The following is a 19,073-nucleotide window of genomic DNA, read 5'->3' on the forward strand; positions in this document are numbered from 1 at the left end:
TCGCCGCATGCCTGTGGAGGTCAGGGGCCGGGGGCCTGGGGCGGGGCGAGCGGGAGGTGGTAGGTGATCTGCCACCGGTCGGCCGGCGCGAGGATGTCCGCGGTCTCCACCGGGCGCCCGTCGCTGGCGTAGTGGGTGCGTTCGATCAGGGTGGCCAGGGCGCCGGTGGCGATTCCGAGCAGCTGCGCCTGGTCGCGGCTGGCCTGGACAGGCTGGGGTGTCTCCGTCACGCGGTCGACGGTGATTCCGATGTGGGCCATGCGGGCGGCGACGCCGCGGCCGGCCAGTGGTCCGCCCTCGGGCAGGACGGCGACGGTGCCGCCGGTGAGGGCCATCGGCTCCCAGCTGGTGGAGATCATCACGGGCCTGCGGTCGGTGGCGAGGAACTCGTAGACGGTGCGCACGCACGGCTGGCCGGGGGCGATGGCCAGGCGGGCGGCGATTGGGGCCGGGGCGGGGATCTTGGCGGTGCTCTCCGCTTCCCAGATCCCTTCGAAGCCGTCCGGGACCAGTGCGGGGGAGGCGTGGGGGCCGCGGTGCAGGGTGCGGCGCTGCTGCGGAGTACGGACGTAGGTGCCGGAGCCGGCCCGGCCCTCGAGGACGCCTTCGGTGATCAGGAGTTCCTGGGCGCGGCGGACCGCGCCTTCGCCGACGCCGAGTTCCTCACCGAGTGCGGTGCGGGAGGGAAGACGGTGTCCGGTGGGCCAGGTGCCGTCGGCGATGCGGGCGCGGATTGCGGCAGCCGCCCGCTGATAGGGAGCCGGCGTCTGTGAGCTGCCGTCAACCACGCGTCTCGTCTCCTTATGCCCCGGAGCTGACCTTGCCGATTGACAAATCTAGTTAGCTAGCTCAAAGCTAGTTAACTAGAAACACGTTCGGTAACTTCTGTTCGTCGAAGTGGGTGACGTGAGCTACGACCACCGGATCGCCGCGATCCACTCCGCGACCGCTCAGCTCACCGCCCTCACCGGCGCCAGGCCCCGCCGCACCGATGAAGCCGGCGCTGTCCGTCTCGAGATCGACATCACTGGTGCCCACTTGGAGATATGGCCGCGCCTCCTGGCCGTCCTCGACCTCGGCACCACCTACGGCCTCACCAACACCCTCGCCGGGCACCAGGTGGCCTGGCTGCGCTTCGAATTAGGAGAAGGCCCCCGCCCATGACCCCCGAGCTCCCCCACCCCGCCGCCCACCCCTTCTTCAAGGGGCACGGAGCCGAGAACGACTTCGTCCTCCTTCCCGACCCCGGTCACCGCCTGACGCTCACCTCCGAGGACGTCCAGCGCCTGTGCGACCGGCGAAGAGGCATCGGCGCCGACGGCCTGCTGCGCGCCGTCCGCACCACCGCCGACCCCGAGGCCTCCGCGATGGCACGCGCCGCCGAGTGGTTCATGGACTACCGCAACCCCGACGGCGCCAGGGCCGCCATGTGCGGCAACGGCATCCGCCTCTTCGCCCGCTACCTCGTCGACACCGGCCTGGCCTTGCCCGGCACCCTCGCCATCGCCACCCGCGCCGGAATCCGCAAGGTCCGCGTCCCCTCCCGCGCACCAGACTTCCAGGGCCCCGTCACCGTGCTGATGGGCCGCCCCCGCCTGCCCGGCCCGAACCACATCAAGGTCGAAGTCGGCCGCCGGCGATGGCCCGCGCTGCACGTGGACATGGGCAACCCGCACGCGGTCGTCATCGTCGACGACCTCGCCCACGCCGGAGACCTGCGCACCCCGCCCGCCGTCACCCCGGCCAATGCCTACCCCCACGGCGTCACCGTCACCTTCGCCGCGATCCGCAGCGCCCGGCACCTTCAACTGCGCGTCCATGAACGCGGTGTGGGGGAGACCCGCGCGTGCGGGACCGGCGCCTGCGCCGCCGTGGCGGCCCTCCTCCACGCCGGCGGGCGCGGAGGAGCCGGAGACGGCCGGTACACCGCCGACCTCCCGGGCGGCCGCCTCCACATAGCGGTGGCCGCCGACGGCGCCATGGCGCTCACCGGCCCCGCCGCGATCGTCGCCCAGGGCACCGTCAACCTCACACCCGCCGGCGCACCGCACCCCTGGAGGAAGGCCACCTGCGCGGCGGGCAGCTGACACACCACGATCGCCGGCGGCCGGAACACAGCCCCCCATGAAGCGGCGGCCGGGCCGGCATCGCCAGGAGCACAGCCAGCGCAGACGTCGGCGGCCTGGACCCGGTCGGGTCCAGGCCGCCGACGTTGCTGCCCACTCCCTGTTACGTGACGGGTGTGGAACTTGAACGGGCCATATCGCCGGCCGGGCGCGGCTGCAAGGCATTACGGTGCCGGCGGACGACCGACCCCGGCCCCCACAGCAGCGCCGGAGGCGCGAAGTGGGGAGGAGCCAGATGGCGTTCCAGAGCGGGCAGGTAATTCCAGCGCACCGAGGGATGGGCGGAGTGCGCGTAGTGGTGCAGGTCGCCGTACGGCAGCCATGTGGCCGCGGCGAGAGCCGCCAGGGCGCGGTTGCGCGGGTAGAGGCGCAGGCAGCGGCCGCCCTCGACCCAGGCCGGTGAGCCGGTACGGGGCTCGGGGTCGAACCATGTGTGCTCCACCAGCAGGCTGCACCAGGCAAGGAGGGGGTAGAGCAGCAGCCGGGGCACGAGCACGCCGAGCACGGCGGCGGACGGGCCGCCGGTGAGGTAGGCGGCGGTGAGGACGGCGGCGACGGCGGCTGCGCGGCCGGGGGAGCGGAGGGCGTTGGCGGCGATGGTGCCCAGGGTCGCCCCGACGCCGCGCGGGGTCAGCGGAAACAGCAGTGCGGCGGCGAACTGGATACGGCGGGCGCCCGGACGCAGGCCGGCGTCGCGGAGCTCCTCGAGGTTGGGGTCGGTCGCCGAGGTGGCGTTGGGGTGGTGGTCGCGCACGTGCCGCCGTCGCCGGACCGCCACGGGGCCGAGCCCGAGGGGGAGATGAGCCAGGGCTTCGGCGAGCAGGCGGTTGGCGCGGGCGGTGCGGGCAAGGACCCCGTGCACGGCGAAGTGACTGAGTTCTTGCAGATGCCGGAACTGGGCGGCGACCCCGAACGCGGCCACCGCGCCCGCGAGCGGTCCCTGGGCGGCCAGGAGCCACCAGCCAGTGATCTGCAGCCACTGCCCGGCCATCAGGCAGATGGGGGTCAGGTCGTTGGCGCGCGTGCGCTGGAGGGCTATGAGCTCGCCGACCGCGGCGGTGTGCGGGCGTCTCCGGGCGAACCAGACCCGGTCGGCCTGGCGCAGCACGATGCCGGCGGCGAGGGCGGATAAGCAGAGCAGCATGAAAGTCCCGGACGGGCGAATGGGTAGGCGGGTCCCACCGTTCGTGACGCACCGTACATCTAGTTAGCTAGCTTTGGAGGGGCGACTGATCAAGAAGCCCCGGATGTCATGAGAACCGCGGCCCGAGGACGGGGGGTTCGCGGCTGCATGTGTTCCCGCGGCCGCAGGCGACGCACGGAGGCATAGACGTGTAGACGTCGCATCCGCGACCTGACTTCAGGCGAAGATCCGGCACTTGCTCGGCGCGGCCCCCCGGGCCGACGACCGAGGCTCGGGCTGGGAAGGCGGAGGTGGGTAAGGGCGTGGCGGCATCATCCGGAGTCCGACAGCTCCGGTGCGTGAGCGTGCCGTTTCTCACACTGCCTGAGGCCATTGATCCCCTCACGCCGACGTCAAACGTAATTGATCTTGCAAATGGGGGAGTGGGTAGGGAAGTAACGGCGCTCTGCCGCTTCTCCCACCTTTGCGCATTGCGGCAGACCCGGACGTGAAAGGCCTCCTGGAATCAACTTGTCCCGCCCCTACGTCATTTGCGGCGCCGATTCCACAGGAGAGAGGGTGCGGGAGCTCTAGGGCTGCCCGGCTGTGCCTCCGCCTTCCGGAGCATCAGGGGAGGCACAGCCTTTAGCCGTTGGGCGCTGCCGGCGCCGCGCCGAGAAAGCGGGCGGGCACATTACAGAGGCCCACTGACAGCGGCCGCTCACCGGCCCTGACCTGGCATCTTGATCATTTTGCCGTGCCGTGAATCCACCTGTTTGCATGTGGCTCGCCTTCCTGTCCCTGACCTCACCTCAGGTAGCTGAAGGCCACCTGAGACGCGCATCTGACTGGAAGGGAGCAGCGTGCCTACGTTTTCCGTTGCTGAAGACCCGTGGATACCTGTACGGGTCAGAGCTGACCTGGATAATTCTGAGTCAGCCGAATTGAGTCGTCTCCTGCCAGGCTGCCGCCCCGGTGACCGGGCCGCGGTGGGCCTGCGCCAGCTGCTCCAATCGGCTCACCTGCTCGCCGACCTCGATGTGGCGCTGCCGCCGGTGGAGGCAGTGCTGCGCCGGCTGCTCGCGGCGTTCACCGCGCGGGTCAGCGGCCTGGACACCGGCTCGGGTGAGCAGTGGCTCGATGCCCGCGAGGAGCTCCTGGTCCAGGGCCATTTCGACGCCGGGCGTGTGCGCCGGTACTTCGCCGCGCACACAGGCCGATGGGACCTGTATGACGCAGTGCACCCATTTCTTCAGGACCCGCGGCTCGGTGAGGAGTGCGGTGAGGACGCGCCGCCGGGCCGGCTGGCGATGGACCGGCCCTCCGGCAACAACGCGGTCTGGGCCAGCAACATCCCCCAGGACGCTCCTGTCCCGGACACGGAGGCGGCCGGGTGGCTGCTGGCCTGGCGCGGCTTCGGCCCCTCCGGCATGGCCGCCGTCCGCTCGCACGCCGGGCGCAGCACGAACTCCTGCAAGGCGGGCCCGTACCGGGCCCTGATCTCCTACTTCCCCCACCACCCCGGCTCGCTGTTCCTCACCCTGGTCGTCTCGGTGCCCGCCCCCGGAGCCTGGCCCGCGAACCCGGGAGAGGACCTCGCACCGTGGGAGAGCCCGGATCTGCCCGACCCGCTGATGCCGGCGCCAGCCAGCGGCCCGGTCTCCCTGCTGACCACCCGCACCGCCCACGCCGTGCTGCTCACCAGTAACAGCGCAGGCCACACCACCGGCTGCCGCATCGCGTGGGGCACCTCCGTCGACCTCCCGCCGGCCGTCGACCCCTACCTGGTCGAACGGGATGCAGGCGGCCCGTTGCGGGCCTCGCGGCAACGAGCGGTATGGCGTGACCTGGACGCGCTGCTCCTCAAGGAGCGGCCCGGATCGAAGACAGCCCAGCGGCGCCCCACCGCCTTCGACACCCTCGCCGAACTTCCCCCCGATGTCCTTCAGCATCTCGGCGTACGGGCGCTGGCCTGGGACCAGGACAAGCAGGACAAGAACAACCAGTGGTACGCGGCCACCACCCCCGCCGTCCTCGCGCACCTCGAGGAGGCCGATCCCGACGGCGCAGCGGCAGTCGCCGCCTGCCGCAGCCAGGCCGAGGCTTCCGCCAGTGACCTGGGCCGCGCCCTGGCCGCCGCCTGGCACGCAGTCAACGCGCGCCGGCCGCCCAAGGAACGCGAGGGCTTCGTCGGACGCGCCATGAACCAGTACTGGGAGCGCGCGGAGGCCGAGTTCTGGCAGGTCGTCACCGACACCAGCTGGCCGCCCGCCTTCCGCCGGATCGCCCTCGTCTCCTTCGACGCCGCAGCGCGCTCGCTGAAGAACACCGTCCAGGGGATGAACGCCGTTGCCAAGGCCCGCGCCTCGCTGACCAGCCCGCCCCGCAGGAAGAAGACCAGCGGCAAGCCGGCCCCGGCTGCGTCCTGACGCCTTGAATGACAGAGAGGAAGCAATGAACACCGACGCGCCCCCCGCAACCGGTGCCGGGGCACAGCAGCGTCCGCCACAGTGGCTGGCCCGGTCGACCGCCTTCATGGAACACGTCGCCGATGTCTGCTCCACCCCCGGCGGGCGCAGCGACCTCGCCACCGGGCAGAGCCTGCGCGACCTGGACGAGCCATGGCGCATGCTGCCCCACCTGCGTCCAAGAATCCCCGGCCACCACCCCGACACCAAACTCGCCTACCTGGCCGTGGCCGGCATGTACGCGGCCCAGGCCCCGAACCCGTCCCTCAACCCGGAACGGCCCACCCTCTACGACCCGGCCCACGGCAACTTCGGCTGGACCCTCGCCCACGCCGTCGACACCGGCGTGCTGCGCGATGAGGCAACCACCGAACTGCTGCAGCATCTGGCCCGCCAGCGCACCCTGCGCAGCTTGCTGCGCAACCTGCAGCCGGTGATCCGCCGGCTCGCCGACGACCGTGTCCCCCTCTCCTGGCCCCACCTCCTGCGGGACCTGAACCGCTGGCCGCGCTACCGCACCGACGTCGCCAGCCGCTGGATGGACAGCCGCTACGCCCCCACCCCCGACCCCACCGTCACGCAGGAGCCCACCGCATGAGCATCATCATCGACGCCCACGTCATCCACGCCTACCCGCTGTCGAACCTCAACCGCGACGAGTACGGCTCCCCCAAGACCGCCGTCTACGGCGCGGTGGAACGTTCCCGCATCTCCTCCCAGTGCCTCAAGCGCGGGTGCCGCACCAAGATCGAGGACATCCTCGGCGACAAGGCCCTGCGCACCCGCCGCGTCCCCAGCGAGGTCGCCGCCGAACTGTGCCGGCGCGGCTGGGACGAGCAAGAGGCCACCGACGCCGGCCAGGCCGTCGCCCTGGCCGCCGGAGTCAAGGGCCTGGCCATCACCGACGCCGGCACCACCAGCGTGATGCTCTACCTCCCCGCCGCCGGTATCCGCCTGCTCGCCGACCTCGTTGAGAACCACCACACCGCGATCACCGCCGCAGCCCAGCACGCGAAAGCCGAGGCCGAAGCCGACGCCGCCAAGGGCAAGAAGAAGGCCCCCAAGCCCGACAAGGAAACCGCCAAGCAGATCAAGGCGATCCAGACCCAGGTCCGCGAAATCATCGCCAGCCGCAACGGCGCGATCGCCGCGTTCGGCCGCATGCTCGCCAACACCCCCGAGGTCACCGTCGACGGCGCCATCGCCGTCGCCCACGCCATCACCACCCACGCCGCCGACGAACAGCGCGACTTCTTCACCGCCGTCGACGACATCCCCGGCACCGACAACGGCTCCGCCCACATGGGCAACGCCGCCTACACCTCCGGCACCTTCTACCGCTACGCGACGATCAACCTCGACGAACTCCTCCGCAACCTCCGCGGAGACCAGCAGGCCGCTACCGAGCTGATCCGCGCGTTCCTCACCGAGTTCGCCGTCCACGTCCCCACCGCCAAGAAGAACAGCACCGCCCCCTTCACACCCCCCTCCCTGGTCTACCTCACCGTCCGCGCCGACCAGCCCGTCAACCTCGAAGGCGCCTTCGAAGCCCCCGTCGTCGCCGACGACACCTCCGGCTGGACCGCCCCCAGCATCACCGCCCTGGACCAGCACGCCACCGCCACCAACGCCTTCTACAGCCCCCAAGCCCTGCTGGCCGCCGCCCACAGCGGCACCGCCCACAACCTGCACACCCTCACCGCACTCGGCCACCACATCCCCCGCCTCAACGACCTCGTCGAGACCATCACCACCACCGCCCTGGCCAAGGCACACCAGTGACCGCCGGCCTCGTCCTCCACTTCTCCGCGTCCCTGCAGTCCTGGGGCGGCCCCCACGGCGGCCGCGTCCGCGACACCCGCCCCCACCCCACCCGCAGCGCCCTGACCGGCCTGATCGCCGCCGCCCAAGGACGCCCCCGCGACAGCGACCTCACCGACCTCGACCAACTGCGCTACACCGTCCGCGTCGACCGGCCCGGACAGCGGCTGATGGACTTCCACACCGTCGGCGGCGGCTACCCCAAAGCCCGCACCGTCATCACCGCCGACGGCGGCCGCCGCGGCGAAGCCCTCATCTTCGAAGACTGGTACCTGGCCGACGCCGCCTTCACCATCGCCGTCACCGGCCCCCACAACCTCATCGACCAGGCAGAAACCGCCCTGCGCAACCCCGTCTTCCCCCCATACCTCGGACGACGGTCCTGCCCCCCGGACACCCCCGTCCTCCTCACCACAACCACCGACGCACCGGCGGCGCTCGAACGCGTGCCGCTGCACCGCCCCGCCCCTCCCGGACAAGACACCGTCACCATCACCTTCATCAGCGAACACCCCCCACCCGGGAACCCTCACCTCCCGCCCACCCGCAAGGTCCAGGACGTGCCACTGCCCGGACGCACCTGGACCACCCGCCACGTGTGGGAAACACGCCGAGACCTCCCCGCCGACCTCTGCAAAGGCCGCGGCACCGACTACCTCAACGCCCTCACCCAATACCGCGCAGCCCCCTAAACGACCAGGCCCACACCCGCGTCCGCAGGCCCGAGCACCACCGGAGCCCTCCCCGTGAGCACCCCCCTCGCCCCACCCGCCACCACCCACCTCACCCGCATCAAGATCGACCCCTGGTCCCGCGACGCCGGCCACGACCTCAAAGACACCCAGTCACTCCACCGCCGCGTCCTTGGCCTCGTCCCCGACCAGCTCGGCGAAGCACCCCGCCAAGCCGCCGGCATCCTCTACCGCCTCGAGCGCCTCCCCAACGGACACACCCTCCTCATCCAGTCCGCCGCCCCACTCGACCTCCACGCACTGCCCATCGGCTACGCCACCGCCACCGACGAACGCGACCTCACCCCGCTCCTCACCTGGTGCCAGAAAGGCAACACCCTCCGCTACCGCATCGACGCCGTAGCCACCCGCTCCACCGCCACCCACGAACACGACCAGACCGGCCGCCGCAAACGCGGCCGCCGCACCCCGCTCCACGGCCCCGACGCCATCAACTGGTGGCACCACCAAGCCCAACGCGCCGGCCTCACCCCCGAACCCACCACCACACAAGCCTCCAGCCAAGCTGACCTCATCGGCTGGAAGACCACCGGCCGCATAGCAGAAAAACTCACCCGCTTCGAAGGAACCGCCACCATCACCGACCCCAACGCCCTACGCACCGCCATCACCACCGGCCTAGGCCGCGCCCGCGCCTACGGAGCAGGCCTCCTCTCCATCGCCCCCCTCACCAGCCCCTGACAAACCCCACCCGCCACCCGCCTGCACCTTGATAACAAAACAGCAAAGGCCGCCGAACGCCGCAGCTCACAAAGGGTCCAACCCGCACACGCGGGTGTAGGTCGCCGGCGGTGATCGGCCCACCAGGACCGTTGCGGTCCAACCCGCACACGCGGGTGTAGGTCGCCGTGCGGCACCGAGGCCGCCTACCACCGGCAGTCCAACCCGCACACGCGGGTGTAGGTCGGCGCGCCTTGCACTCGTCCGCCGTGGTGATCCGTCCAACCCGCACACGCGGGTGTAGGTCGTACGCGGACCTGCTGACGAACGGCGGCAAGGAGTCCAACCCGCACACGCGGGTGTAGGTCGTCGAAGCCGTCCGGTCCATGACCGCCGCCTTCGTCCAACCCGCACACGCGGGTGTAGGTCGCCCATCCGGTCGCCGCTCTCGCGCACGGTCGAGGCCAACCCGCACCCGCGGGTGTAGGTCCACGCCGCGCTGATGGCGATGTGCACGCTCGCCGACCGACCCGCACCCGCGGGTGTAGGTCCTGCCCGGAGTGCGGCGTCAGCACCATCCAGGGGGCCAACCCGCACCCGCGGGTGTAGGCCGGTGCTCCTCTGGAGTGGCGGGGGCCGGTGTTCGTCCAACCCGCACACGCGGGTGTAGGCCGTCGATCCACTCGGGCTAGACGCGGAAGGCAGCGTCCAACCCGCACACGCGGGTGTAGGCCGCCGAGGACGATACCCGGGAATCCCGTGAGGCCGTCCAACCCGCACACGCGGGTGTAGGCCGCCCAAGCCCGCGCGGCCGGAGCCACTGCCGGAGTCCAACCCGCACACGCGGGTGTAGGCCGTGGGTCGAGTCGGCCGAGTGGCGCGAGGTGCGGTCCAACCCGCACACGCGGGTGTAGGTCAAAGGAGGGCCCCCAGGGCCCGACGACTGCGGCGGCCCAACCCGCACACGCGGGTGTAGGCCCGCGTCGTCGTCACCGAGGTCGGCACTGCCGTCCAACCCGCACAAGCGGGTGTAGATCGGTGCTGGACATGACCGTCAAGAGCCGCAACTGATCTGACTGCGCACGCGGGAGCAGTCCGTCGGTCGACGCTGTCTCCGACCGCTCCTCGGCCAGTTCGCCCACACAGAGTGGGGGCTTTTTACTCGAAGGAAATACCGAAAGAAAGGGTGTGTCACGCCTAATGACCTGCGAGATCAATTCCTGCATATGGGGAAAGTGGGATGAGTTGCCCTTTCCGTATCCGTTGGCCTGTCACCTGTTGGACACAGCGGCTTTCGCGGTGTCCCTGTGGGATTCGTACCTGACGCATGGTGAGCGGCGCGTGATTGCGGATGGTTTCGGGGTCGAGGTGTGTGTTGCTCGTGGGATGGTCGCGTTCTGGGCTGGCTTGCACGATCTGGGCAAGTGCTGTCCTTCCTTTCAGGGCCAGTCCTCCGGACCGCGTCCGGCCTTCTTGCGGAATGAGAGATTTTCTTCTTCCTCTGGGTGGATGCACGATGAGCCAGTGCGGCATGAGCGGGTGACGCATCTGGCCCTGCCTCCCCTGCTCGCTGCCTATGGGTATGACGTGTCCTCGCGGCCGGGGCGCGCGGTTGGGCAGCAGGTGGCGCAGATCCTTGGCGGTCACCATGGTGACTACGGGGCGATGCTCGACCGGGCGACGATGGCGGACCCGGGCCGGGCCGAGCCGCGTATCGGTGTCGCCGCCGGCTGGGTTGAGCAGCGGGCCGCCCTGGTGGAGCTGGTGCATGAGGCGTGCGGGCGCCCCGGCGCTCCGGTTAAGACGGCACCTGGCGGGGTGGCGGTGATGGTGACGGGCCTGGTGGTGCTCGCTGACTGGCTGGCATCGAAGGCGGGTTGGGTGACGGACAGGCTGGGAGAGTGGCGGGCTGCTGGTGAGACCGACTGGCTGGCGCACTACGCCCGTGCCGCGAAGGCTGCTCCAGCGGCGGTGGCCCAAGCGCAGCTGTCGTCGCCGGTGTGGCGGGCCGCCGCTTCCTTTGCCGAGGCGTTCCCCGCGATCACTACGCCTCATCCTCTGCAGGCTGATCTCGGTCTCCGGCTGTCAGGGCTGGTGACGGGGGCGGGATTGTTGGTGGTGACCGCGCCGACGGGGGACGGCAAGACCGAGTCCGGGCTGTACGGTGCGCGGGTGCTGGGGGCTGCGTCCGGCCGGTCAGGGCTGGCCGTGCTGCTCCCCACGATGGCCACGACGGAAGCGATGTGGCGGAGGGTCCGCACCTACGTAGCGCGCAGCACGACGTCCGATACGCCGGTGACGTTGCTGCACGGACTGGCCTGGCTCAACACCGACTACACGGATGCAGGCGCCGACGGGGTCATCGAGGACGGCTGCACGTCGACCACGGCAGGGGAGTTCCTACGCCGTCGGCACCTGGGGCTGCTTTCGGGTGTTGCGGTGGGCACGTGGGACCAGGCCGCCATGGCGGCCTTGCCTGTACGGTTCAACGCCTTGCGCTGGCTTGGCCTGTCCGGCAAGACGCTGATCATCGACGAGGCCCACGCCTACGACGCGTACGGCCATGCTCTGACGATCCGGTTGCTGGAATGGCTGGGGCACCTTCGAGTTCCAGTGGTCCTGCTCTCCGCCACCCTGTCCGGGGCGATCGCACGACGCCTGGTCAGCGCCTACCTCACCGGCGCCGGCCACACTCCGAGGAGCGACGTTGCCCCCGCCTACCCGGGATGGCTCTTCGCCGACGCCCAGAGTGGCGAGGTCACCGGTTCACCGGTCATCCCCAGCACGCGGGCCCGTTCCCTGGCCGTCGACCTGCACGAGGTACGCCACACGCATGACGCCCAGGAGGCGACGGGCCGGGCCCGGCGCCTGGCCGGCGTGCTCGCGCCGCTTTACGACGCTGAGCAGGATCTGGGCTCGGTGCTGGTGGTGTGCAACACCGTCCCCGACGCGCAGAAGACGTTCCTCGCTCTCGCCCGCCGGCCCGGCGGCCGACAGCCCCGGGTGCTCCTGTTGCATGCCCGCATGCCGGTGTGGCAGCGCGAGGAGCTCACCCACACCGTCCTCAACCTCGTAGGACCTCGTTCCGCACGCTGCAAGGAGCCGCTGATCGTGGTCACCACGCAGGTCGCCGAGCAGTCCCTGGATGTGGACTTCGACCTCGTCGTCAGCGATCTGGCCCCGCTTGCCCAGCTCCTGCAACGCGCCGGGCGCGGGCACCGGCACGCCCTCGGTGATCGCGGCACCCGCCCGTCCTGGGCCGCCGAACCACAGCTCGTCGTGCTCAGCCCGACGGGGCAGCTGCCGCCGCGGGCCTGGGGCGAGGTCTACGACGGGGCACTGCTGCGCCGCACCCGGGACCTGCTCACCCAGCGCCAGGGCACGCCCATCGACGTCCCCGGTGATGTGGCTGGCATGATCGAGACGGTCTACGCCGAGCTCAATGACCTTGCCGACGACGCCCTGGCCGATGACCGCGACCGGGCCACCCGCGAGGCCGCCATGACCGCCGCAGCCGACGCCGCCGCCATCCCCAGTCCCCACCGCATCACCGACCTTTACCAGGTCACCGACCGCGAGATCGACCCGTCCCTGGTCACCACCCGCCTGGGCGCCGACTCCGAGCGGATCCTGCCCGTCTACGACCGCACCGACGGCTCCAGGTGGCTCGATGCCGCGTGCACGGTGCCGCTGCCCTTGCCCGCCCAGGGGCGGAAGCGGCTGGACCGCGACGCCGTTGCCGCCCTGATCCGCCTGACCGTCCAAGCCCCCTCGGACTACCTGCCCAACGGCACGCCCGGCATCGACCCCCCTGAGGAATGGAAGCGCACCCCTGCAGCGCGGGACCTCCGGCTTCTGTCCCACCCTGTCTCACCCGACGGCGCCGTCCAGCCGTTCAACACGGGGAAGCACACCTTGGGACTTGATCCCCTGCTCGGACTGGTCCGCCAGCAGAGCCGCAGCGCATGCCCCCAGTGACGGCGCCCAGCCCGGGAACCTTGCGGGCAGCAGCAGTCCTGCCCAGGGCAGACGACCGATCAGCCGTCGCCCACCCCGCCCTGGTTCCTGAGTACGGCAGGGGGCCGGTATGAGTACAGGAACCGATACGGCTGGGCGGCCGTCCGGTGTGAGGTGGTCATCATGGCTACCACGGCAAATCCCCGCAACGGTATGGCATCTCAGCAGCACGATGCGCAGCCGGCCTATGTCCCTCTGGGTCGGAAGCTGGCGGCCATCGGGTTGATCCTCTTCGTGCCCGCGCTCCTGCTACTGGGCCTGGCCGATCTCACCAAGCAGGTGTCCCACGACCACTGCCACGACCAGGGGTGCACCAAGCCGCTCATGGTGGCACTCCACTGGTCCTGGCGGGTGATGTGGCTGGCCGGCGTCACAGGACTGGTGGCCGTGCTCTTGCCCCGGCGCGTCGCCGTACTCCGCTTCTGCCTGGCCTGCCTGCACCTCCTGCTGCTTGTGACCCCTTTCTTCATCCTCACCGGGGTATGACCGGGGTCGCCGCGCTCTGTCATGCGCGCTTCCCTGGCACGCGTCGGGCCCTCTTGCGGAGAGGCCGGGAGGGACGGCGGCCCCGCTCATGGATTCGTCAACGACCTCTCCCATGCCAGCGACCTGCGCGCCGCCCCGGTGATCACTCCGCCCGAGGCGTATCCGGGCGGTGTAACCGTCGAGTTCGTCACCACCCGCGGTTCCCGCCATGTGGCCCTGCGCGTCCATGAACGCGGCGTCGGTGAGACAGCTGCATGCGGCACCGGCGCCTGCGCCGCCGTTGCGGCATGGCGCCACCACCAACAGATCACTGGGCCCGACAGCTACATCGTCGGCCTTCCCGGCGGCCGGCTCCACATCACCATTCGTGCTGACGAAACCATGCAGCTCACCGGCCCAGCCGCGATCGTCGCCGAGGGAACCGTCACCCTTGCTCAGCACGTTCCTTCGCCACCCATGCCCCAGTAGCAAACCGCTATAAACGCCCCCGATGTCAGGACGCGGCCCTTGAGCTGGCCCGGGAAGGCCGGCAGGTCCTGCGGAGTTCCCGACGGAGGCAGCCCGGGATGTGGTCGTACTCCGCGCACCCACAAGCAAGTCCCGGCGTGGGCCGGTGCAGCGGCGCGCCTGGGCCAGCGCCGAGACGGCATCAGGTTGCGGGTTCGACCTCCAGCCAGCGGTGCTGGCGCGCTCCGCGGTACTCCAGCGTTTGCCAGCCCAGCTCCTTAAGCGCGCGTGCGCACCGCTGGAGGGCCTCGTGCTGCTCGTAGAGGGCACCGCTTCCTGGTGGGCCGAGCCATTCGACGCGAATGACTGCGTCGCACAGGCGTACGCGGTACCCGGTGTGAAGGCGCTTGCCGCTGGCGTCGACAGCGGAGGGCGGGATGCCGGCGGCTTCCAGGGCCAGGGCGATCGCGCGTACCGGCTGGAGGCGTTCCCATGGTGCGGGGACGGCGGCCGGGTCGGCGGCATCGGTGTTCATCAGGAGCCGGACCTGTAGAAGGCCCTCCACGGCTGCCCGGACCGCGGCCGTGCGCTCGGCCGGGCTCGCGGTGATAGGCATCTCGTCTCCGGTGGCTACCTGGAAGACCGTCGCGTCGCCGATCACTCCCACCCCCTGCCAACGTTGTGTCCCAGGCGTGCGCCGCACGTGGGGCTAACGCGGGACTTCGGCGCAGCCCCCGGACCGCGCGGCTGTGAGGACAGCCTGGTGCAGGGTGCCCAGGCCGGTGGGCGGGACGGTGGCGGGGCTGCCGGTCAGGGTGTACCACTCCTCGGCGCCGGTGTACTGCACGCACACGTCCGCCCGGCCGTCGCCGCGCAGGGTGGTGGCGAGGGTGAGGTCGCCGGTGACGACGCCGACCTCGTCCGTCATCACCCCGCCCGGGCCCGCGCTCACCTCGTCCTGGTACTGCTCGTGCTGTGTCATGAGGTGCAGGTACCCAGCATGGTGCCGAGCATCTTCTTCTCATCGGCGGTGACGGTCAGGCCGTAGGTGTCCTTCACCGACGTCCAGGCGCGGCCGTAGACGCACCAGGCGCTCTTGGCCGGGGGCTGCCACTGGTCCGGGCCCTGGTCGCCCTTGCTGCGGTTCGAGGCGGCCGAGGAGGTCAGCAGCTGCGGGTGCGTCAGGTCGTTCGCGAACTGCTTGCGCCGCTCAACGGTCCACGTGTCCGCGCCCGACCGCCATGCGTTAGCCAGCGGCACCATGTGGTCGATGTCAGCTTGCGAGGCCGAGGTGAGGGTTTTGTCGTCATACAGGCTGTGCCAGGTGCCGGAAACCGCCCGGCACTGCCCGTCCCGTTTTACGCCCTGGCCGTCGCGTCCCAGGACGGTCTCGCGGGTGTCGCACTTCTCTCCCTGCTGGGCCCAGTGCGGGAAGGCGGTGCGGGTGTAGCCGGCCATCGGCCGCCACTTGGCCACCGTGAGCTTTTCCAGTATTTTCCGGGCCTGCTCCGCCGACGGCAGTCCCGGCAGCACATCCTTGCCGCGGTCCTTGCCGTCCGCCGCCGGGGTGGACGACGATGCCGCACGGTCGGTGGAGGGAGCCTTGTCCTCCGCCGGTTTCCCGCACCCGGCGAGCACGATTCCCGCCGCGCACGTCACCGCCACCAGCCCGGCCAGCCTTCGCTGAGGCCACGTCACCAAGGGTCTGCCCCCACTCGTCGCTGTATCGCCTGCCCAGAGCCCTCATGCCCCCGGGACATCAGGATATCCCGGACAAGACTGGGCTTTCCGGTAGTTCCCGCACCCTCCGCCAGTTCACCGCATGGTGGGCCCCAGGGGTGCCCGCAGGGCACGCACCGCACTCGCGCGGGCCCCGCTCAGGGGGTCAGGCCAGCCACAGAGATACAGGCAGAGCGCCGAGAAGGATGAAAGGACCGTAGGCGACCTGCTGCTTACGCGACACGCGCCCCGCACTCAGGAGAGCGACGGCGAACAGGGCGCCGAGGAGGAAGCCGGCGAAGGTACCGAGAGCGACGGCGCGCCAGCTGTGCCACCCCAGGAGCGCGCCGACGGCCGGGGCGAGTTTCACGTCGCCCATGCCCATTCCGGCGAACGCCAGAGCGAGGTAGGCGGCCCCCAGTGCGGCGGCAGCGGCCAGTGCGCGCGGCAGGCCGCCGGGCTCGCCGGAGAGCCAAGCCCCGGTGAGCAGCAGGAGCGTTCCGGCGGATGCGGGAAGGGTGAGGATGTCGGGGAGGCGGTGGACGGCTGCGTCGATGAGGACCAGGGCGACGCCGCAGGCGGCGAGCCAGTAGTGCGCCGCGGCGGTCCAGCCGGTGGAGCCGCTGGCGGCGATCGCGGCGAAGGACAGGCCGGTCAGGGCCTCGGGCAGGACCGGGGGCGGGAGGACCCGTCCCCGGCAGGCGTCACACCGGCCGAGCGGGCTCAGGAAGTTGCGGCCGAAGCCGGCGGGGGAGAGGAGGGCGGCGTCGCAGCCGGGGCAGCGGGTGCGGGGCGGGGCGCCGGCGGGGACGGCGCGGGCGAAGATCAGCGGCCGGGCCGCGGCGCCGGCCAGCAGCCCGGCCACGAGCGCGACAGCGATGGTCCCCAGCATCCAGCATCTCCCCACGGCAGCATGTTCCGGCCACCGGCGTGGGCGGTCACCGAAGCCTAGCGAAGCCGGACCTTACGCCGATCGAACAAACGCGGACTATGACGTTCCGCCCGGTCTGGGCAGGTCAGAGGGGCCCGAGGTGGCTAAAAACGGGTGCTTCGTAGACTGCCTTGTTCCTACCGTTTGGATTCACCGGGCGGGGGAGCGAGGAACTCGAGGGGCCGGTTTTGTCACACCGCGTCATCTCAGCACACCTCTATGGGTGATGGGCGCGTGTGCGCGCGGACTCAGCGAAAGGGACATTCGTGATATCAGGGCCGGGCACCAACGCCCTGGGAGAGCCGCTGACCACCCGCGGCGAGCGCCGCCGGGAGCTGCAGTGGACCATGGGCCGCAAAGCCCTGTTCGGCTCCATCGGCTTCGGATCCATCCTCATCGCCGCCGTCGGGTTCATCGGCTCCTACTCGGCGGTGCGCGACCTGGCCGAACGCAAAGGCTTCGGCTGGTTCGCGGACGTCTTCCCGCTGGGCATCGACATCGGCATCGCCGTACTGCTGGCCCTGGACCTCGCCCTGACCTGGGTGGGCCTGCCATACCCCGCCCTGCGCCGCATCGCCTGGATGCTCACCGGCGCCACGGTCGCCTTCAACGGGGCCGCCTCCTGGCCGGACCTTCTCGCCTCGGCCATGCACGGCGTCATCCCGGTCCTCTTCATTTCGATCACCGAGGCCATCCGCAACGCCGTCGCCCAGGCGATGGACCCCGAGTCCGACGAGCCTTTGGACTCCATCCCCTTCTCCCGGTGGCTTCTGTCACCGCTGGCGACCTGGTCGATCTGGCGGGACATGCGCCTGTGGCGCATCCGCTCCTACCGCGCGGCCCTGGAGCGCTACCAAAAACGCAAGCTCTACGAGCAGGACCTGCGCTCCGGGCACGGATGGCGCTGGCGCAGCAAGGCATCGGGGGAGGAGCTCCGGCCCCTTCGCCAGGCACGCCTGGGCATCGCGGTAGCCGAGACGACGCTTTCCGCCGGGCACGTCCTTGCCGGCGACCGCCAGGAGCGGCCGGCGCTGCAGCCGGTGTCCTCCCCTATCGAGGCGCCGGCGGCCGCCGGACCGTACTTCTCCCCGGTGCTCAACCAGCAGGGCGCTGAACCGGCGGCGAGCCGGATGCCCGCCGCGCAGGCCGCGCCCGAGCCGGCCGTCGCCGCCGCGCCGGCCCATGACATCGCCGAGCCAGCGGTGCCGCAGGACGCCTTCGTCCCGCCCGCCGTCCCCGGGGAGGTCCTGGACGCCAAGACGGTGGAATCGCCCGGCCCCGGAGCGGAAAGGGAGCCGGAGGACGAGGCGGCACCGCACGACGAGGACGGCGAGCACGCGGACGCGCAGGCCGGCGAGGCCGATGCGGAGGGCGGCGCCGAGCACCCCGGAGTCGATGTGGGCGTGGCGCCGCCGAACGAGACCAAGAGCCAGAAGGCGCAAAGGATCTACCTCGCGCACCAGAAGGCCGGAGTGGAGCTGGCGAAACCGGACCTCGCCCGCTGGGCGGGCTACAAGCAGGAAGGTTCTGGCCGTACCCAGTACGCGAGGCTGGAGAAGATGCACGGCCCGATCGTCGTGCGCGAAGCCGCGGACCAGCTTGACTTCGACTGGAAGCAGGACCACCAGCCGGCGCCTGGCCAAGCCGCGCGCTGACCGCGTCCGGGCACCCCGGCGCAGCCCGAGACGGAGCACGGCCGCGCTCACCCCTGATAAGGAGTGACGGACCGCCCCGCCGCAGTTCTCCCCGGTCCCTCGCCTCACTGCCTTCGGCAATACCGGGCCCGACACCGTCCTCCTCTGGAGACCGGCATGAGCACCGCGGCACTGCCTTCGTCCCACGGGCCGGCGGTACGCCGCTGGTCGGGGATCTGTCCCTTGCGACCTCCCGGCCGATGCGTCGGGTCATGGGGGCAGCGTGAAGCTGCGAGGCGCTGCCGAGGCGCACTTCGGCCCTCTGCGCGGGATGTCGCGCCGGGACGACCGGGTGCAGGCTCCCGTCGGCTTCGCTGTGGCTGCGGCGTCAGGGCATCGGATTCTTCGCTCGTCTGACTGGCTAGGCTGCGCCTATGTGGAGAGAGCTCGCAGGACAGGTATGCCCCAAGGCCGAGTTCAGACCTCCCGCTGACGCGGCCACGCTTGCTGCTGCAGAGCAGCGTTTGGGCTGCCGCCTGCCGTCCCAGCTCGTACTTCTGCTCCGGGAGACCGACGGCCTAGTCGGGCACTACGGGGTGGACACCGTCTGGCCCTTGGCGCAGATCGTCGAGCGGAACCTTCACTTCTGGTCGGACCGCTCGTTCGCCGGTCTGTACATGCCCTTTGATGCGATGCTGTTCTTCGGTGACAACGGCGGCGGCGACCAGTTCGCTTTTGTCCGGACGCCTCGACGTCCGGACATCTTCGTGTGGGAACACGAGAGCGACAGCCGGCGGTGGGCCGCCAGGGATCTGCAGGACTACCTGGAGCGATCCCTCCTGGATGGAGAGGACGACTGGTACCGGTAACCGGAGTCGCTGGTATGAGA

At 70.7% G+C, this 19,073-nt stretch carries 18 protein-coding genes; 12 read left to right on the top strand and 6 right to left on the bottom strand.

The genetic code is table 11. From position 1 onward, the window contains the following. Positions 1-20: 20 nt before the first annotated feature. Positions 21-788, bottom strand: coding sequence for a GntR family transcriptional regulator (locus tag ACZ6MA_RS29555; RefSeq protein WP_469437454.1), 768 nt, complete (start codon positions 786-788; stop codon positions 21-23). A 118-nt stretch (positions 789-906) separates the two neighbouring features. Between ACZ6MA_RS29555 and ACZ6MA_RS29560 the strand changes: the two genes are divergently transcribed. Both ACZ6MA_RS29560 and dapF read left to right on the top strand, forming a co-directional pair. Then, the gene (locus tag ACZ6MA_RS29560) at positions 907-1,164 is read left to right on the top strand and encodes a hypothetical protein (RefSeq protein WP_469437455.1); all 258 of its coding nucleotides are present in this window, start codon (positions 907-909) and stop codon (positions 1,162-1,164) included. Further along, positions 1,161-2,087 (top strand): diaminopimelate epimerase, encoded by a 927-nt coding sequence (gene dapF, locus ACZ6MA_RS29565; protein WP_469437457.1) that lies wholly within the window; start codon positions 1,161-1,163, stop codon positions 2,085-2,087. The genes ACZ6MA_RS29560 and dapF overlap by 4 nt, the downstream gene beginning before the upstream one ends. Positions 2,088-2,229: 142 nt before the next feature. Here the strand turns inward: dapF and ACZ6MA_RS29570 are convergent, their stop codons facing one another. Continuing rightward, positions 2,230-3,270 carry a fatty acid desaturase gene (locus tag ACZ6MA_RS29570; protein WP_469437458.1) on the bottom strand — a complete coding sequence of 347 codons (1,041 nt, stop codon included), beginning with the start codon at positions 3,268-3,270 and terminating at the stop codon, positions 2,230-2,232. 923 nt (positions 3,271-4,193) lie between these two features. On the opposite strand from ACZ6MA_RS29570, the gene casA reads away from it, so the two are divergent. The 8 genes from casA (at position 4,194) to ACZ6MA_RS29610 (ending at position 13,921) form a co-directional block, all read left to right on the top strand. Beyond that, positions 4,194-5,678 (top strand): type I-E CRISPR-associated protein Cse1/CasA, encoded by a 1,485-nt coding sequence (gene casA / locus ACZ6MA_RS29575; protein ID WP_469437460.1) that lies wholly within the window; start codon positions 4,194-4,196, stop codon positions 5,676-5,678. Positions 5,679-5,703: 25 nt separating this feature from the next. Then, positions 5,704-6,315 carry a type I-E CRISPR-associated protein Cse2/CasB gene (gene casB / locus ACZ6MA_RS29580; RefSeq protein WP_469437462.1) on the top strand — a complete coding sequence of 204 codons (612 nt, stop codon included), beginning with the start codon at positions 5,704-5,706 and terminating at the stop codon, positions 6,313-6,315. Beyond that, positions 6,312-7,499, top strand: a complete 1,188-nt coding sequence (gene cas7e / locus ACZ6MA_RS29585; protein ID WP_469437464.1) for a type I-E CRISPR-associated protein Cas7/Cse4/CasC — start codon at positions 6,312-6,314, stop codon at positions 7,497-7,499. Before casB ends, cas7e begins: the two co-directional genes overlap by 4 nt. Further along, complete coding sequence (gene cas5e, locus ACZ6MA_RS29590) at positions 7,496-8,230, top strand: type I-E CRISPR-associated protein Cas5/CasD (protein ID WP_469437466.1); 735 nt, start codon at positions 7,496-7,498, stop codon at positions 8,228-8,230. Before cas7e ends, cas5e begins: the two co-directional genes overlap by 4 nt. A 54-nt stretch (positions 8,231-8,284) precedes the next feature. Beyond that, on the top strand, positions 8,285-8,971 hold the full coding sequence (gene cas6e, locus ACZ6MA_RS29595; RefSeq protein ID WP_469437468.1) for a type I-E CRISPR-associated protein Cas6/Cse3/CasE: 687 nt from the start codon (positions 8,285-8,287) through the stop codon (positions 8,969-8,971). A 1,179-nt stretch (positions 8,972-10,150) separates the two neighbouring features. After that, positions 10,151-12,928 carry a CRISPR-associated helicase Cas3' gene (cas3, locus tag ACZ6MA_RS29600; protein WP_469437470.1) on the top strand — a complete coding sequence of 926 codons (2,778 nt, stop codon included), beginning with the start codon at positions 10,151-10,153 and terminating at the stop codon, positions 12,926-12,928. 162 nt (positions 12,929-13,090) lie between these two features. After that, positions 13,091-13,453, top strand: coding sequence for a hypothetical protein (locus ACZ6MA_RS29605; RefSeq protein WP_469437472.1), 363 nt, complete (start codon positions 13,091-13,093; stop codon positions 13,451-13,453). A 21-nt stretch (positions 13,454-13,474) separates the two neighbouring features. Next, a complete protein-coding gene (locus ACZ6MA_RS29610) occupies positions 13,475-13,921 on the top strand; it encodes a diaminopimelate epimerase (RefSeq protein ID WP_469437473.1) in 447 nt (148 codons plus the stop codon). 181 nt (positions 13,922-14,102) lie between these two features. Here the strand turns inward: ACZ6MA_RS29610 and ACZ6MA_RS29615 are convergent, their stop codons facing one another. The 4 genes from ACZ6MA_RS29615 to ACZ6MA_RS29630 form a co-directional block, all read right to left on the bottom strand. Continuing rightward, positions 14,103-14,516: a hypothetical protein gene (locus ACZ6MA_RS29615; RefSeq protein ID WP_469437610.1), complete on the bottom strand. Its 414-nt coding sequence runs from the start codon at positions 14,514-14,516 to the stop codon at positions 14,103-14,105. Positions 14,517-14,609: 93 nt separating this feature from the next. Continuing rightward, on the bottom strand, positions 14,610-14,882 hold the full coding sequence (locus ACZ6MA_RS29620) for a hypothetical protein (RefSeq protein ID WP_469437474.1): 273 nt from the start codon (positions 14,880-14,882) through the stop codon (positions 14,610-14,612). Next, positions 14,879-15,598, bottom strand: a complete 720-nt coding sequence (locus ACZ6MA_RS29625; protein WP_469437612.1) for an HNH endonuclease family protein — start codon at positions 15,596-15,598, stop codon at positions 14,879-14,881. The genes ACZ6MA_RS29620 and ACZ6MA_RS29625 overlap by 4 nt, the downstream gene beginning before the upstream one ends. Positions 15,599-15,785: 187 nt before the next feature. Continuing rightward, entirely contained in the window at positions 15,786-16,511 is a 726-nt protein-coding gene (locus ACZ6MA_RS29630) for a prepilin peptidase (protein ID WP_469437476.1), read from the bottom strand. A 305-nt stretch (positions 16,512-16,816) separates the two neighbouring features. Here ACZ6MA_RS29630 and ACZ6MA_RS29635 point away from each other — a divergent pair, with 305 nt between their 5' ends. Together ACZ6MA_RS29635 and ACZ6MA_RS29640 are read left to right on the top strand one after the other, a co-directional pair. Then, positions 16,817-18,205 (top strand): DUF2637 domain-containing protein, encoded by a 1,389-nt coding sequence (locus tag ACZ6MA_RS29635; RefSeq protein WP_469437478.1) that lies wholly within the window; start codon positions 16,817-16,819, stop codon positions 18,203-18,205. Between the two features lie 413 nt (positions 18,206-18,618). After that, entirely contained in the window at positions 18,619-19,053 is a 435-nt protein-coding gene (locus tag ACZ6MA_RS29640; RefSeq protein WP_469437480.1) for an SMI1/KNR4 family protein, read from the top strand. Positions 19,054-19,073 lie beyond the last annotated feature (20 nt).

The organism is Streptomyces sp. NPDC042259 (assembly GCF_055582085.1).

Excerpts from the sequence above, each read along its gene's own strand:
- casB (WP_469437462.1), top strand. The coding sequence starts at position 5,704 with ATGAACACCGACGCGCCCCCCGCAACCGGTGCCGGGGCACAGCAGCGT.
- ACZ6MA_RS29615 (WP_469437610.1), bottom strand. The coding sequence starts at position 14,516 with ATGCCTATCACCGCGAGCCCGGCCGAGCGCACGGCCGCGGTCCGGGCA.
- cas7e (WP_469437464.1), top strand. The coding sequence starts at position 6,312 with ATGAGCATCATCATCGACGCCCACGTCATCCACGCCTACCCGCTGTCG.
- ACZ6MA_RS29640 (WP_469437480.1), top strand. The coding sequence starts at position 18,619 with ATGTGGAGAGAGCTCGCAGGACAGGTATGCCCCAAGGCCGAGTTCAGA.
- ACZ6MA_RS29630 (WP_469437476.1), bottom strand. The coding sequence starts at position 16,511 with ATGCTGGGGACCATCGCTGTCGCGCTCGTGGCCGGGCTGCTGGCCGGC.
- ACZ6MA_RS29605 (WP_469437472.1), top strand. The coding sequence starts at position 13,091 with ATGGCTACCACGGCAAATCCCCGCAACGGTATGGCATCTCAGCAGCAC.
- ACZ6MA_RS29620 (WP_469437474.1), bottom strand. The coding sequence starts at position 14,882 with ATGACACAGCACGAGCAGTACCAGGACGAGGTGAGCGCGGGCCCGGGC.
- dapF (WP_469437457.1), top strand. The coding sequence starts at position 1,161 with ATGACCCCCGAGCTCCCCCACCCCGCCGCCCACCCCTTCTTCAAGGGG.
- ACZ6MA_RS29570 (WP_469437458.1), bottom strand. The coding sequence starts at position 3,270 with ATGCTGCTCTGCTTATCCGCCCTCGCCGCCGGCATCGTGCTGCGCCAG.
- cas3 (WP_469437470.1), top strand. The coding sequence starts at position 10,151 with ATGACCTGCGAGATCAATTCCTGCATATGGGGAAAGTGGGATGAGTTG.
- ACZ6MA_RS29610 (WP_469437473.1), top strand. The coding sequence starts at position 13,475 with ATGCGCGCTTCCCTGGCACGCGTCGGGCCCTCTTGCGGAGAGGCCGGG.